General features: G+C 53.7%; 14 protein-coding genes and 1 tRNA gene. 2 read left to right on the forward strand and 13 right to left on the reverse strand.

The features are described from left to right. Positions 1-96: 96 nt before the first annotated feature. From GSQ94_RS08710 to meaB, 13 genes are all read right to left on the reverse strand, one after another. On the reverse strand, positions 97-2,004 hold the full coding sequence (locus GSQ94_RS08710) for a CRTAC1 family protein (RefSeq protein WP_371417480.1): 1,908 nt from the start codon (positions 2,002-2,004) through the stop codon (positions 97-99). 261 nt (positions 2,005-2,265) lie between these two features. Further along, positions 2,266-3,624 carry an L-fucose:H+ symporter permease gene (gene fucP, locus GSQ94_RS08715; RefSeq protein ID WP_158943160.1) on the reverse strand — a complete coding sequence of 453 codons (1,359 nt, stop codon included), beginning with the start codon at positions 3,622-3,624 and terminating at the stop codon, positions 2,266-2,268. 27 nt (positions 3,625-3,651) lie between these two features. Then, positions 3,652-4,665 (reverse strand): zinc-binding alcohol dehydrogenase family protein, encoded by a 1,014-nt coding sequence (locus GSQ94_RS08720; RefSeq protein WP_158943161.1) that lies wholly within the window; start codon positions 4,663-4,665, stop codon positions 3,652-3,654. Between the two features lie 28 nt (positions 4,666-4,693). Then, positions 4,694-5,611 carry an amidohydrolase gene (locus GSQ94_RS08725; RefSeq protein WP_158943162.1) on the reverse strand — a complete coding sequence of 306 codons (918 nt, stop codon included), beginning with the start codon at positions 5,609-5,611 and terminating at the stop codon, positions 4,694-4,696. Between the two features lie 458 nt (positions 5,612-6,069). Continuing rightward, positions 6,070-6,156 (reverse strand) — tRNA-Leu (locus GSQ94_RS08730). Between the two features lie 568 nt (positions 6,157-6,724). After that, positions 6,725-7,645: a fructokinase gene (mak, locus tag GSQ94_RS08735; protein WP_216843050.1), complete on the reverse strand. Its 921-nt coding sequence runs from the start codon at positions 7,643-7,645 to the stop codon at positions 6,725-6,727. 48 nt (positions 7,646-7,693) lie between these two features. Beyond that, the gene (locus GSQ94_RS08740) at positions 7,694-8,743 is read right to left on the reverse strand and encodes an Asd/ArgC dimerization domain-containing protein (RefSeq protein WP_158943163.1); all 1,050 of its coding nucleotides are present in this window, start codon (positions 8,741-8,743) and stop codon (positions 7,694-7,696) included. A 68-nt stretch (positions 8,744-8,811) separates the two neighbouring features. After that, on the reverse strand, positions 8,812-9,660 hold the full coding sequence (gene pssA / locus GSQ94_RS08745) for a CDP-diacylglycerol--serine O-phosphatidyltransferase (protein ID WP_254063746.1): 849 nt from the start codon (positions 9,658-9,660) through the stop codon (positions 8,812-8,814). After that, positions 9,660-10,307, reverse strand: a complete 648-nt coding sequence (locus GSQ94_RS08750) for a phosphatidylserine decarboxylase (RefSeq protein WP_158943164.1) — start codon at positions 10,305-10,307, stop codon at positions 9,660-9,662. Before GSQ94_RS08750 ends, pssA begins: the two co-directional genes overlap by 1 nt. A gap of 93 nt (positions 10,308-10,400) precedes the next feature. Next, positions 10,401-10,619: a DUF465 domain-containing protein gene (locus GSQ94_RS08755; RefSeq protein WP_216843051.1), complete on the reverse strand. Its 219-nt coding sequence runs from the start codon at positions 10,617-10,619 to the stop codon at positions 10,401-10,403. A gap of 81 nt (positions 10,620-10,700) precedes the next feature. Beyond that, on the reverse strand, positions 10,701-11,192 hold the full coding sequence (locus GSQ94_RS08760; protein WP_158943165.1) for a GNAT family N-acetyltransferase: 492 nt from the start codon (positions 11,190-11,192) through the stop codon (positions 10,701-10,703). After that, positions 11,189-11,854, reverse strand: a complete 666-nt coding sequence (tsaB, locus tag GSQ94_RS08765) for a tRNA (adenosine(37)-N6)-threonylcarbamoyltransferase complex dimerization subunit type 1 TsaB (protein ID WP_158943166.1) — start codon at positions 11,852-11,854, stop codon at positions 11,189-11,191. The genes GSQ94_RS08760 and tsaB overlap by 4 nt, the downstream gene beginning before the upstream one ends. Then, positions 11,854-13,059 (reverse strand): methylmalonyl Co-A mutase-associated GTPase MeaB, encoded by a 1,206-nt coding sequence (gene meaB / locus GSQ94_RS08770; protein WP_174240907.1) that lies wholly within the window; start codon positions 13,057-13,059, stop codon positions 11,854-11,856. Before meaB ends, tsaB begins: the two co-directional genes overlap by 1 nt. Positions 13,060-13,284: 225 nt before the next feature. Between meaB and GSQ94_RS08775 the strand changes: the two genes are divergently transcribed. Together GSQ94_RS08775 and GSQ94_RS08780 are read left to right on the forward strand one after the other, a co-directional pair. After that, positions 13,285-14,613, forward strand: coding sequence for an MFS transporter (locus GSQ94_RS08775; RefSeq protein WP_158943167.1), 1,329 nt, complete (start codon positions 13,285-13,287; stop codon positions 14,611-14,613). A gap of 87 nt (positions 14,614-14,700) precedes the next feature. Then, positions 14,701-15,480 (forward strand): FadR/GntR family transcriptional regulator, encoded by a 780-nt coding sequence (locus GSQ94_RS08780; RefSeq protein WP_158943168.1) that lies wholly within the window; start codon positions 14,701-14,703, stop codon positions 15,478-15,480. Positions 15,481-15,601 lie beyond the last annotated feature (121 nt).

A 15,601-nucleotide genomic window follows, 5' to 3' on the forward strand; every position in this document is an offset into this window, starting at 1 on the left:
TTTGGCCGATCCGGAAAACACTTATATGCTCCCAACTCTTTCCTTCGCAGCTTACTGACGAATCAGATGAGAAAGGATGAACCGAATTCTACTCATCTAGTGTGGCTTTTGTCTGCTTATTTCCGCGTTCGATTTCCCTTTCGCAGGGGGGTCGAGGAGACCGGAAATAATTCCCTTTCCCTCCTGAATCGTGAAGAATCGATCCACGGACGACAGCATCACCTGTTCTACAACTCCGCTGGGCCAACGAATTTCTAATGCGTCTATGGAAGTTGCGTCGCCGATTCCAAAGTGTGGCCGCTGATCATTGGAGGACTCATAACTGCCGCCGCTCAACACATCCGCTCGCTGACGCACTCCCCCAACCGTGAGATATACCGTGGCACCTATGGCATCCCGGGGACTCTTCGGCCCTCCGATCAGCTTCAACCCAACCCAATGATGATGGTCGGGATTGACATCCCGCATCAACGAAGGCACGTGGTCCATGGAATTGATGACCACATCTGTCTTCCCATCATTGAATAAATCTCCAAAGGCCGCTCCCCTGCCGGGAATCACCTCAGCCAGTCCAGTTCCCGTAACCGCCGGCATGACCTCGAATTTCTTTCCCTTATCGACGTTATGGAATAACAGCGGACGTTGCGCGTAAGAAGTCCCCCAGTCGTACTTATCAACCTGGGGATAGACATGTCCGTTGACCAGGAAGATGTCCTTCCAACCGTCGTTGTCATAATCGATGAACTCAGTCGCCCAAGTCAGAAAGGGGTATGTGACCTCAGCGATCCCCATCTCAGGACTTATCTCAGTAAACCCCTGCTCTCCGCCATTTCTAAAGAGCGGTTTGTAGTCGTCGGAGAATGTTCCCGTGTATAGGTCAACTAATCCGTTATTGAGATAGTCTCCTACTGCTAATCCCATGCCAGCCTGATCACGTCCCTGTTGGTTTAACGCGAACCCTGAGTAGTAGCTGGCATCTTCAAATGTTCCATCTCCATTGTTCATGTAGAGATAGTTAGGGGATGAATCATTTGTAACTACGAGATCGACCTTTCCGTCATTATTGATATCGACAAACGTTGCGGTGAAACCATAGTAGTGGGCCTTGTCGGAAACACCCGCTTTTTCACTCACGTCGGTAAATGTGCCGTCGCCGTTGTTGTGAAAGAGATGATCCCCCTCCCCTTGCAGACCGCGCGGGCCGCATAGCGTGTTTACTCCACGAAACTGGCAGTAGAGCAACCCCACTGCCTCCGAGCCAGGATCGGGCGGGTGATTTACATCGTAGTGGACATAGCCTGGAACGAAGAGATCGAGTCGCCCATCCCCGTCGTAGTCTCCAAACGTAGCGCCGGTAGACCAGTTCCCCAGGGTTACACCTGCTTTTTCCGCGACGTCGGTAAACGTTCCATCATGATTGTTGTGATACAGGCGGTTTTTGCCGAAGTTTGAGACATAGATGTCAGGCCAACCGTCGTTATCGTAATCTCCTATCGCGACACCATAGCCCCAACGATCGTTTACGACTCCAGCCCTGGCTGCAATATCTGTGAATGTTCCGTCGTGATTGTTATGAAACAGAGCCGCATGGGGGGCTGGCGCGGTTCCTCGCAAGGCATCGTAGGTGGAGCCGTTCACCATATAGATATCCAGCCAGCCGTCGTTGTCATAGTCCAATAAAGCGACTCCAGAGCCGGTCGTCTCCAGAATGTACTTTTTTTCAGGCGTTCCCATCACGTGATGCCAAACCGTTAATCCGGCTTGTTGGGCAATATCTTTGTAGATAATCGGCCCGTCTTTCACGAACCCGCCGGCAGTGATCGGGCGCATCTCAGAGTCTTTGACAGCAGCAAATACACCAGCAGTCGAGGATCCTCCTCGCGGAGTTGCCGGGACAGCCTGATCCTGGGCGGATAGCGGCACGGGCTTATTCGCCTCCTGGGCCGTCCCAAGAACACCTGAAATAAACATGGGAAAAAGGATTGTTCTTAAAAGATATTTCATAGCCTCTCAGCAAGTCGATTCGGATAGACCACGGCTAACCTTCACGTTCAAAAAAAATATTCATCGGCATAAGCTTCGATTTCATAGAATCATCGGCTTTATAGTTGTGAGTGTCCATCACTATTTATTCTGCGGATTACACGATGAAGGAGCCGGTTTGAATTCCTGCCAGAGGTTGATACTAAGCCAAGATGGTTAGAATGCATTGGGTCGAACGCAAATCCACCACAAGACCATCGCCAGGGGAGACTGGCTCGAAGTTTACGCCCGTACAAGATCGTTTTTTCCAGCCCTCACCGTCGCGATTGAGAAGGAGAAAGCCGCCACGCACACATACGACACCAGCGGAACAATATATGCCATCGCAACACTATGACCCCACTCAGAAATCAATCCCATCAGCGGAGTCAGCACTGCACCACCAACAATGGCCATCACCAGCAGTGATCCGCCGATTTTTGTATTTGAGCCAAGTCCCTTCAACCCCAATGCAAAGATCGTGGGGAACATGATCGACATAAAAAAGCTGGTAAAGAACATCGCAAACAACCCGACCCATCCCGGAAAAAATATTGCAACCGCGACAAGCACAATATTGGCTACGCTGTAGTAGCCCATCAACGTCTGCGGTGCTATCCTTTGCATCAACCAAGCCGAACTAAACCGCCCCAACGCAAACGCGACCAGAGTTCCTGTCAAAAAGAATCCAGCCAACTTCTCGGTCTGATGCGCATAGGTTTCGACATATTGAATGAAGTAACTCCAGGTACCGACCTGCGCCCCCACATACAAAAATTGGACAGCCACCGAGATCATGAAACGCGGGTTGTGCAGCAAATCAGAGAGCCGCCCACGATTCTCGCTCGAAGTTTCTGCCTCGTGCTCATTCGAGATCGCGGGAAATTTTGTACACATCAGAATCATAGCCAGAGCGAACGCGATTCCGCCGAGCGCCAGATAAGGCTTAACGACACGTAAAGTCTCGTAACGCAGGTAAGCCTCATACGTATGCTGTGCTTTGCTTAAAGCAACTGCCGCTGGAGACATCTCTACTCCGGAGAAGATAAAGATAGTCCCGATGAGAACTCCGGTGATCGCGCCAAGAGGGTTGAACGCCTGGGCCAGATTGAGTCGCCGCTCCGAGCTTGAAGGGTCGCCCAACTGCGTAATAAATGGGTTAGACGCGGTCTCTAGAAAAGCTAGCCCACTTGCGATCACAAACAGGGCAAACAGAAAAAACGAATACTGACCCACAGCTGCTGCCGGCCAGAAGAGGAAAGTGCCAATGCCAAAGAGCAATAGCCCGACGATCATCCCTATCTTGTATCCGACCCTTCGCATCAGCATGGCTGCCGGGATGGCCAGCAGAAAATACCCCATATAAAATGCCGACTGCACCAGACCAGCCTCGAAGCGAGTAATCGTAAACGACTTCATAAACTGCCGAATCAGAACATCGTTCAGATTATTAGGTATGCCCCACAGGAAAAACAGAGAGCTAACCAGAACGAAAGGAGTCGTATTGCCGGCTCGAATGAGTGGCAGGGAGGAACCCGACGTCTGCCCTTCTACGGACTGTGTATCGGAATATTTAGCGGATTGGGTAGGAACAGGAAGCATTTAGTGTTCTCGCAGGCGCCAATACAATTAGTCGAGACGGATCATAATCTTTGAGAAGCGGCACGGATCGATACTCCACTTTGCAAACAACTCCGCCGCTTCAGCTAAAGGCACAACGATACTAACTGTTTCGTCTACTGGAAAACGACCCTGCTCCAGCATCTGAATTACAGCGCGAAAGTCCTCCGGAAGAGCGTTTCTTGAACCAAGAATATCCAGCTCTTTTTGCACGAATAGCTTCGTCTCATAGGCCACAGGATCCTTTGCGTAGCCGATATACACTACGCGCCCAGTAAAGGCGACCTCTTCGACTGCTGCACGAAACGTCTCTGAATGACCAATGGCTTCGATCACCACATCTGGACCTCGACCAGCGGTTATCTTTGCAAGACGCTCATGCAAACCCTCACACTTGGTATTGATCGTATCCGTCGCGCCAGCCTTCCGCGCGATGTTCAACTTTCCATCATCGACATCAACCGCAATAGTCCTGGCCCCTCTGAAGCCCGAAGCTGCAACGGCACCAAGACCAACGCCTCCGCAACCAAGGATAGCCACGATATCTGTCTCCGTAACGCGTCCGCGCGCCACTGCGTGGAAGCCAATCGTCAGCGGCTCGACCAGGCAAAGCTCCTTTAATGAAAGATGAGCCGGATATAATTTTTCGGGCGGCAGCGATATGTACTCGGTCAAAGCGCCATCGCGTTGAACCCCCAGCGTCTGGTTGAACTGGCACGCATTGGGTCTGCCGCGCTTGCAGGATGCGCAATGCCCACAGCTTGTATAAGGCGACAAAGTAACGTTCGTCCCAGCGGACAGAGCAGGGTATCCTGGCATATCCTCCAACACCGTAGCCGCAACTTCATGTCCGATGATTCGAGGAAACGAAACCATCGGATTTTTGCCACGGTAGCTATTTAGATCGCTGCCGCACAATCCTACTCTCTTTACCTGCAGTCGAACTTCACCCTCCGGGCATACAAGCGGTGGCACCTCTTCAATCGCAACCTCTCCTGGTTCCTTCAATACCAACGCCTGCATAGCAATCCCCTTACTCGAAGTGCTTCTCTTAGTACTTCGCGTCAGAATCCGACACTGCGTCTAACTGGTATACCTTTGCTGCAACGATTCCAAAGATAAGTTCCTTCTCCGTAACTGTAAGCTTTGAAAGCAGCTGGTCCAGTGTTGCAAACCATCGCTCATACCCTGAAGCCAACGTGCACACAGGCCAATCTGAACCAGCCAGCAAACGTTTAGGGCCGAACGTCTCCAGACCCAGATCAACATACGGTCTCAAGTTCTCAACGGTCCATGTCTGCCAGTCGGCTTCGGTTACCAGGCCGGAGATTTTACAGTAGACGTGCTCCCGCTTCGCCAGCTCACGTATTTGGTTGTTCCATGGCTCCAGGACTCCTGCTGCAATACGGGGCTTCGCCATATGGTCCAGCACAAAGATCTGATTGGGATGACGATCCACCATCTCAATGACCTGCCGCAGCATGTGGGGTACCACGAGAATGTCATATACCAGTCCTGCTTGACCCATCGCGGCGATTCCTTCGTTGAAGTCCGTTCGCACCATATAGTCATCCGGCTCTGCCTGGAGAACATGGCGAAGTCCTTTCAACAGACGATGTTGTCGAAGCTCTTCCAGAACTTCTGGAAAGTCAGGACTGACGAGAGGAGCCCAGCCAACCACCCCGCAGATCCAACGTGCGCGCTCTGGTTGTGCTTCTGCTAACTTCAGCAGCCATCGCGTCTCCTCCAGGCTTTGACGCGCCTGGACGCTCACCACACCATCCATCTTTACAGATTTCAACTTTGAGATCAGATCTCCGGGAAGATAGTCCCGTCGTAGCGTTGCCATCGACTCGTCGATCCATTCATATTCTTCTGGGGAGTAGCGCCAAAAGTGGTGATGGGCATCAATGCGAATTGTCGTACGAGCTTTAGCGCTCTCCAAATCGGCGTGGATTCGATTGACCATAGTTCTCTTTCCGTCTGGACGATCACACTACATTATGGTCTGGCACAATGGCTGCTTATCTCGACGACCATGTCCCTATCTTCTACAGCGTAGCGCGCTTTCAGACTAATCCACTTGTTCTCACATACAGATCAGTGGGTTCGACATATAGCGATGGGCAACACAGAAACCAAAGAGCAACCTTCGGCAAACCCACGCCATACGCTCTGCATATAGTCTACTAAGGACGGTACGCTACGACTCGGCAGGGGCTAGATGTCAGAACCGGATATGTTCTCAAAACATGACATCCTTTGCAGACTGTCTTTCCCTAGCATCCCAACCGCCTTCTAGAATGACATAAGCAAACCAAGAAGAGAGTGGCATGCGAAAATTGCACTGGCGGTTAGGGCATGAAAAAAGCCTCCTGGGCTGAGAGGCTTTGGCCTTTGTTACCAATTCATTTGTGTAGCTTATCTTGGTGCCGGGAGGGGGGGTCGAACCCCCACGACCTTGCGGTCGGCGGATTTTGAGTCCGCTGCGTCTGCCAGTTCCGCCATCCCGGCTTTGCTCTGTAAATCTTGATGAGCGTTGCTGATAAACCTGCGCGCCGTCATCAAAAATTTAGGCAACTATTACTACCAGTTACTACAGGTTGAAGCCGCTTGAGCTTTTTAAGTATCGCATACTCGTTGGACCGCCGTCAGACCGCGTCACATGCCTATAGTTGCGGTCAGAAAAGGACAACTGGATCGATCCGTTTCAAAGTTGGGTATCGCATGAATTTTTCTCACCTCAGCTCAGAAAGCACATCATTTAGTTAAGTTAAAGTTGGGATTTTCTCTGTAGATCGATGTTCTCCTGCGCCCACTGTCGGAGTATGGTCGAGATAGTGTCATCTCACTGTTCCGATGTATGCGTCCGTCGTAAAACCTACTGTAAAAGTCAGCTGCTGAGGCACCATGGCACGAAGCGAACTTGGCGAATTCCCACGAGCGAGTCGTGGAAACTCCTATCTCACACAGCAGGCCTTCCTTCCAACTACGGAGCGTGTAAAAGATCTTCGCCGTGAAGAGGTTTCCGGGTTTGATAGTGGCGCAGTTTGCGCGCAGGCACCGCGATATAAAAGCGAAGTTAACTTCGCTTTAGCGGCCAAAGCCAGGCGGCACCACGGACACCACTGGAGTCTCCAAACTTGGCGGGAAAGACAGGCGTAGACGCCTCTCCTCCAAACACGTAGGCAGGGAGTAACTTTGGTAGAGCTTCATAGATGTGACTGAGCCGGGATACGCCGCCACCGATCACAATTACGTCCGGATCGAGTATGTTGATCACGTTGGAAAGTCCGCGTGCCAGACGATCCTCAAATCGCCCGATTGCTGCTAGCGCCGCAGAATCTCCTGCTTCAAAATCTGCAACAATCTCTCGTGTGGTGAGAGCGTTGCCTGTGGTTTTTTTGTAGTCCAAAGCGATTCCCGTACCTGAGACCCACATTTCCATGCATCCGAACTTACCGCAGTAGCATTCGGGCCCGGGGGACTCCTCAGGCTTTGGCCAAGGCAGAGGGTTGTGGCCCCACTCACCGGCCACACCATTAGGACCTTCGTGAACGCAGCCTTCGAGGGCGACTCCACCACCGCATCCGGTCCCAAGAATTACGCCGTAGACAATTCTCACTCCAGCCGCAGCGCCGTCAGTAGCCTCGGAGACCGCGAGGCAGTTTGCGTCGTTCGCCACTCTAACTTCGCGGCCTAATGCAGAGATTAGATCTTTGTGAAATGGCCGGCCATTCAGCCAGGTAGAATTAGAGTTTTTTACAAGACCAGTAACCCGCGAAACGGTGCCTGGAATTCCCGCTCCGACTGTACCAGCCTGGCCGGTCTCAGCCTCCATTTGGTGAACCAACGCAACGATTGCCCTGACCGTCCCTTCATAGTCCTCTCGCGGAGTATCGACGCGCTGACGAGCCAATTCCAATCCATGTTTATCAATAGCAAGTGCTTCAATCTTTGTCCCGCCGAGATCAATACCGATCCGCATCCCCGTGTCAGTCATCCAAACCCTTCCCATCTTTGTAAATAAATAAAAACAAAATTTTTGGCGTTACTGTACTTTGCCATAGGGACGTAATCTTCGCAGCTCGGTGCCGCACGCGATTGCATTCAGAGCCGCAAACTTCAGGTTATCCGCAGCCAGCCAAAGCCAGAAACGCTTTCCCTGACCTCCATCGCCAGTACACACTCGCACCATAAGGTTCTCCTGCCCTGCGGCACTTAGATTGCTCGGCGGATCGGACTCCTCATTGACTACGTCTATATGCTCCCCGCCTAGCGCCGTCTCCAAATCTTTCAACGTAGCTTCTTCTGTGAGTTCGATCAACATCGAAACAACATATCCATGGAACACTGGGGCTTGCACAACCTGTAACGCGAGACTGGGTAACCTCGAATCAGCCAACCCGGCGTAATGTTTATGGATGCGTTGTTCTGTAATATTCAGCCTCACCTTCGCAGCATCGCCCAAGGAAGGCAATAGGTTGAAGGCCACCTGCGCATCGTACTGCTCTCGAGGCAACGTCTGAAACGAAAGCAGCGTAACCGTCTGCTGATGCAACTCATCCATGGCAGCGCGTCCATATTCGGACGCTGGCTCTAGTACAGTTGCAGCAACGCTCCTCAAAGGCAACTTCGCCTGCACCCTTCCTGCGATCAGAGCAAGCATTACAGCAACCGGATGCGCACTTACTACGGCAGGCGTCTTCAAATCTGGCTGTAAATGATCCGCCAGACCATGACCTGTAAGCGCTTCAGACACCCACGGCGCCCGCACGAGAACATCCTTCTCGCCGTCTAAGGCATAAGTCAAGTCGACAATGCTTGCGCCGGCTCGTCGCGCGACTTGCCAATGCTTCTTCGTCACAGCCGCATCCCCTGCAAAGAAGACGAAGTCCATTCGATCAAACGAAGATGGGTCCAGCCGCTGGATAAACGCAACCTCGTCCCCCGCTGCCGTCACTTGTCCGACTGCCTTTTCTTCATCGAGTAGCACGAAGTCCGAAGCTCCCAGCGACGATTCACCCAGTTCCTCGCTCAACTCCTTGCCGGCAAGCGAGGAGGCCCCTACGATTCCAATTCGATACACTCGGTCCGTCATATACTCCTGAAAGTCGCCTAAAAATAACCACTAAACGGCAGACTATTATTTCATCCGGCGGACTGGCATCAATGACCGATGCCAGTGGAATGTCTCCGTTCTCTACCCCACGAATAAGCCAACCGAGCCACCACGCCGGACACCAGATAAGCCATTGCCAGAATGATCAGCATGTACTCGGAATAAAGAATAATCAGGGCACCAATAAACGCGATTACGGCTACAAGCTGGAAGGGATGGCGTTTGCCAAGCGTTATCTCCTTCGCACTCCAAAACCGCCAGTTGCTGACCATCAAAAAACTCGTGAACACAAGGAGGCACAACCACACCACCGAAATCCACGGATTATCAATAGGGGACCCGTGCTGGAAGTGGATCACAGAACTGATTACACCCGCACCAGCGGGGATTGGCATACCTACAAAATATTTCTTGCCTGGCCTGCCCGGGTTGCGTGGTTGCGGGTTAATGCTGATATTGAATCTGGCAAGCCTGCTCGCTCCGCAGATAAGGAAGATGAAGCACACAAAGACACCGATGTGTACGATCTGCTCTCTCGCGTGGGGATGCGCCATGAGAGGCAGCATCCGAAATCCCCATATATAGGCCAAGAGACTGGGAGCCACGCCAAAGGTAATAACGTCGGCCAAAGAGTCCAACTCTTTCCCGAAGTCGCTCGTCGTGTTCGTCATTCGGGCGATAATACCGTCAAGGCCGTCGAACAAAACCGCAATTCCCAGTGCAAGAGCAGCTCGATCAAAGTAACTTTGGTCAGCAGCTGATCCCTGGATACTTTGCGTGATCGCATAGTAGCCGGCAGCCATGTTGCCGGCGGTGAATAACGACGGCAGCACATACATTCCTCGGCTTGGCTGTCGCCTCATCTTAGCGTCAGTATCGATCTGCGCATCTTCCATCAGACCACCACAGCCGATTCACTCAGCGCCTGCTCTGGAAGCACCGCAAGCACGGTAGAGCCGCCTTTTACACGTGCCCCAGTCTTTACCTTCAGATTCGCCGCAGCGGGCATCAATACATCGACACGCGATCCAAATTTGATGAGCCCGATTCTCTGTCCACGCTCTACCCGGTCGCCTACCTTCAGATTGCAAACAATGCGGCGCGCAAGCAATCCAGCGATCTGTTTGAAGCTGACCTCGTAGCTACCGGCATCGATCGTAATCAGAGTCTGCTCGTTATTAAGCACAGACTCTGGCTTCATCGCATTCATGAACTCGCCCTTGCGAAACTCGCATACTTTCACCACTCCGCCCACGGGCGAACGGTTCACATGCACATCGAAAACATTCAGGAAGATGCTCAGCCGCAAACGGCTTCCGCTGATCGTCTCGATCCACTCCGCTTCAGTAACAACACCATCGCCGGGAGACACAATCTGGCCAGGAGCTTGAGGAATCGTCCTATTAGGATCGCGAAAAAACCAAAGAAAAAATGCCGCCAACACCACTGGCAAAGCCACCAGCGCAATAGGCATATTTAGATACCAGAGCGCTGCAGCAACAACCCCTAGCCCTAAGGCATAGAAAAATCCGTCTCGCACCATAAGTGACTCAATTATAGGGCCACGGACACCTAAAGCCTGCGAGCGTTCCCACCCGAGCCATGGTCCGCGTACAAGAAGCCTTGTTCCTGAATCTTAGGATACTCCGAGACGCCGAAGCCGCTCAATCTCGTCCTTGAGGCTGAGTTTCAGCTTCTTGAGTCTTACTTCTTCAAGCTGTTCAGAGTCCGTCAGGAACAGTTTGGAACGTAGCGTATCCAGCCTGCGATCGTACAGGCTGTGCTCTTGCGCTAATTGTTGAATGGAAGGAAACGACGCAGGATGGGGAAGCTCGGTGAACTTGCCAGTTTGCACGTGAGAGTACCTCCAGCAACAGACGACATCGCACTGATGGCCGACAACCTATCACAGCACAACCAGGACCAGCAATGTGGATTACTCGTCGCCCGCTAACTTCAACTGCATCAGCAACGCATCCTCTACCGGATCCCGGTAGTATCCAGCCCGCTTGCCGACGGCGAGAAATCCTAATCCCAGATAAAAAGCGATAACTCCAGCACTCCCGGCCCTGACCTCAAGTTCCATCTCCGCTGCTCCCTGCTGTTTGCACCATGCAATGACAGCCTGACAGAGTGCTCTGCCCAAGCCCCCACGCCGCACCGAAGTATTCACTACAACACTTTCAAGCTCTGCCAGCTTTACTGCTCCGGAGATAAGGGTGTTCCCCACTGCAAACCCCAGTAAACCTCGGTCTCTTTCGGCAAGGAACAAGCACCGTTTCGCCGCTCCATCAGAGCCAGGGTCGACAATTGCCAGATACTCCGCATCAGTCCAATGCGGGGCCTCCGTCGTCGCTCGCTCAAGCCGCATCACCTCTTCAATATCCCCAATGCTGCCGGGACGAATATGGAACTCGGCTCTCTTCATAGAGAGGCTTTCGGCGCAGGTTTCGCAAAGATCTCTGCATCTGTCCTTCTTAGATAATTGGCATCCAGAGTAGCTGCATCTTCAAACATTCCCGACGCCACGCGCTCCACTGCAAAGGGCAAAGCAGCTCCAGCCGATGGCTCATCTACCAACTTCGGATGCAACTCCTCAAACTCATCTGCTACTGAGGTCTCACATACCGCTACCACTTCGCCTTTAGCAGCCGCGAGCACATCCTGGGCACCTATCAAACCCTCCCGCACACACCTTTTCCCCGCGTACTTTCCGTAGTAGAACTCTCCTCGGCCCGCATCCAGAACTGCGTGAACTGTCTGATCTCCGTTGGGAATAGCCGCGGCAAGTAAAGCCAACCGTGAGACCGCAATCAGCGGCACCCCACACGCGTCGCTAAACCCCTTCGCTGCACTGACTCCTACTCGCACTCCGGTAAACGAACCCGGCCCATGCACGACTACCACTGCTGTCAATTCCCCTAGCGTCCATTCACTCTCCATCATGAGCCGCCTCACCGCAGGAACCAGGCGCTCTGAAGACGTTCTCCCAGGCAACGCCTCCGTCGCGACGATTGGAGGTGACATCGCGGTATCCCCTAACGCGATACTTCCCTCGCCACCAGCGGTGTGAATCATCAAAAAGCGCATCACTCCCCACTCTCATGCGAGGCGGCTGCATCTCCGACTATCTCTACGAGCACTCCGCCTGTACTCGCGGGATGCACAAAGAAATACCTGTGGCCCCCGGCCCCCACTTTTATCGAGTCACCTACCAGCTTTACCCCTTGCTTCATCAGCTGCGCAAACATGGCATCGATCTCTTCTACATGCACCGCAATATGATGCAGTCCCTCGCCGCGCTTCGCCAAGAATCTACCGATCGTGGAGTCTTGTTCCGTCGCTTCCAGCAGTTCGATCCGGCTTTCACCAAGCGGCAGCATCGCAGTCTTCACTTGCTCATGTTGCACCGTCTCTTCGTGAGTCACCACCAGCCCCAGCGCCTCGTAGAACCCCCGCGCTGCCGCGATGCTCTTGACCGCGATACCCAGATGGTCCAACAGCAGTCCATTGGGCGCCAAGACATTCTGTACGGTCGCTCTATCGACTCTTACCCTGCGCTCGCCTTTGTCCAAGGCACATTGCCTCACCACCGCCAGCAACTCCGGCACACCCTCGCCTGTAGTTGCAACCGTCCGTACAACGGGGGGCATCCAGCCACTTCGATTCGCCACCAAACCCTGCATCGCTACGATCTCCTGCTCTACCAGATCTGCCCCGCCGCGATCACTTTTATTCACAACAAAGATGTCCGCTATTTCCATAACCCCGGCCTTCAGGCTTTGCACCTCGTCGCCCATTCCCGGCATCAAGACCAACACGGTTACGTCGGCGAGCCCGATCACATCTACCTCATCCTGCCCTACGCCCACTGTTTCAACCAAAATAGCCTGGCGTCCCGCCGCTTCCATAATGGTGCAGACGTCAGCAGCCCCACGAGCCAAACCGCCCATAGCGCCTCGAGAAGCCATACTCCGGATAAATACACCATCGTCTTTAGCGAAACCCTGCATCCGAATCCGGTCCCCAAGTAACGCTCCACCGGTATAAGGACTTGACGGATCGACTGCTACGACTCCAACGCTCTGACCTTCGTGCCGGAGAGCTTTTACTAGCTGGTCTACCAGCGTGCTCTTCCCTGCTCCCGGGGGCCCGGTTACTCCTACCCTCAATGATCTCCCCGCAAATTCACTGCAAGCATCGACCAGCGCTTCAGCATCGGCTGTCGAATCTTCGACCAATGAAACCGCCCGAGCAAGCGTCCTAATATCACCAGTACGCAGTCGCGCTACCATCTGCGCGATGTCGACTCCATCCGTCCTGTAACCGTTAGCCACGTCAGCGATGATACCGTGCTCTGAGCACACCTACCTCATCCCGTGCCTGCAGCCGTAGCTACGCTTGACACCTACTGGCCAGCACAGACTATCCTCATCGTCGATACGATTACGCTGAAAAATGCGTCGCCTGACAAACTCCGGGCACACATCAGACTAATATTTACGCTGGAGCTGCAACTAATGTCGATTAACACTGCCAGCCTGCCTGATTCGGGCTTTACCGTTGCCGCTCCAGAGAAGTCGAACATTCGTTGGGTGATCTGTGGTCTTCTCTTCCTTGCCACAACGATTAACTACATGGACCGCTCGGTCTTCTCCCTCATCGAGCCGCTCCTGCACCTCGACTTTATGGGCTGGGTCCCGGGCGTCGATGCCGCCCATCAGACCGCATATAACCTCAACTACGGTCGAATCCTTATCTGCTTTCAGATTGCATACGGCGTCGGGTTTCTCTTCGCTGGCCGCCTTATCGATAAGCTGGGCACCAAGACCGGCTATGCCATCGCCATCCTCCTCTGGGGGTGTGCCTCGATCAGTCACTCCATCGTGGCAAGCGTTGCGGGCTTCTGCATCGCACGTGTCTTCCTGGGTCTTGGCGAGTCCGGCAACTTCCCCGCGGCTATTAAGGCCACTACGGAGTGGTTTCCCTCTGAAGAACGCGCGCTCGCCACCGGTCTCTTCAACTCAGGCTCAAACGCCTCGGCGTTTATTGCTCCGGTCCTCATCGCAGCCGTTACCGCGCGTTGGGGATGGCACGCTGCCTTTCTCTGCACCGGCTCGATGGGGCTTCTATGGGCAGTCGTATGGCTCGTATTTCCCTACAACAAGTTACGCCGAGGAGCCACCCAAACCCAGGTAAATCTAGTTCCGGTCACCCAAGGGGGGGCCATTTATTCCATCCTCCTTCGCCACCGGGGTTTCTGGGCTTTTTGTATTGCCAAAGGCATTACAGATCCCATCTGGTGGTTCTATCTCTTCTATCTTCCCAAGTTCCTCAACGATAACTATGGTCTCAACCTAAGCCATGTGAAATACCCGCTCATCGTCATCTATACGGCTGCGAGCATTGGGTCTATCGCAGGCGGCTGGCTCTCCGGCTTCCTCATGAAACGCGGCCACAGCGTCAACTCCGGGCGCAAGTTTGCCCTTCTGTTGTGCGCTTTGTGCGTGCTTCCCATCATGCTGGTGCCTCACATGCATACGCTCTTCCCCGGCAACGCATGGCCCGCGATCGGACTCTTCTGCCTGGCCACTGCCGCCCACCAGGGGTGGTCCGCCAACCTCTTTTCGACTCCGACGGACATGTTTCCTTCTACCAGCGTCAGCACTGTCGTCGGTATCGGCGGGGCTGCGGGAGCGTTGGGTGGAGCGTGCTTTACGTGGCTGGTCTCACACTTCTTCTCTCTCCATCCTTTGCTGATCTTTACGATGGGAGGATTTGCGTACATCACGGCTCTGCTGATCTTTCAGCTGCTTGTGCCGCGTCTGGGCATGCGTCAAGCTGTGTAGGCTTTTGCTCGCCGATCCGTCGTCCGGCGCGTCTAAGCCTCGTGTTACCCTTCATCAAACTTCATGCTCAAGGGAGCTTCACGCGACGTGAAAAGAGAAGCAAAAGAGCAGGTGGATGAGATCGCTGGTCACAGCCAGTTGACGATGCAGGTGGTGGAGCACATTCGTGCCCTGATCAGTTCTGGCGAGGTGCGGCCTGGGGATCGGCTGCCTCCTGAGCGTGACCTTGCTCGGCAACTGAAGATCAGTCGCTCCAGTCTGCGCTCCGGCATTGGTTTTCTGGCTGCTATGGGGGTATTGAAGAGCCGCCATGGGGCAGGCACGTTTGTCGCCTCCGGTCCGCCGTCGTTCAACTCCAGCTCGTTTTCTGTGCTGGGCGCGCTGCATGGATTCGCGCCCTGGCAGATGTTTGAAGCGCGGCTGGTGATCGAGTCCAGCGTGGCGGGTTTGGCTGCGGAACGCGCTACGGATGAGCATATTGCCGAGCTGGCGGAGGAGGTGACGGAGATGTATGCGTCGCTTGAGGATCCGCAGGAGTACCTGATTCACGATGTGCGGTTTCATCGAACGGTCGCACGGGCTGCGGGGAATCCTATTCTTGGGGCGCTGATGGAGACAATTACTGCGAATCTCTATGAGCGGCGCAGCAAGACGGTGCAGAACGCCATTGATATCAAGGAGTCGGCGGAGATGCATCGCGAGATCTTCCGGGCGATTCGCTCGCATAATCCTCTGCAGGCTCGGCGCTCGATGGAGCAGCACCTCAACATGGCGCGCGTGGCGCAGGACTCCGAGCAGGAGGCTGCTGGGACTCTTGCGGGCGGAGCTGTTCCGCCGGCCACGGATGAGACCGAGGTGATTCGGTAGGTTTTTTGCCCGGAGTTTTTTTCTTTCGTGGTGGAGTGGTGTTTTTGCAGGGTTTTTTGAGAAAAAGCGTGTTTTGAGGGTGGTTTTTCGGTGGTGTAAGCGTGGTGGTTTGCGTGGTGGA

The organism is Granulicella sp. S190, assembly GCF_009766095.1.
GTDB lineage: Bacteria > Acidobacteriota > Terriglobia > Terriglobales > Acidobacteriaceae > Edaphobacter.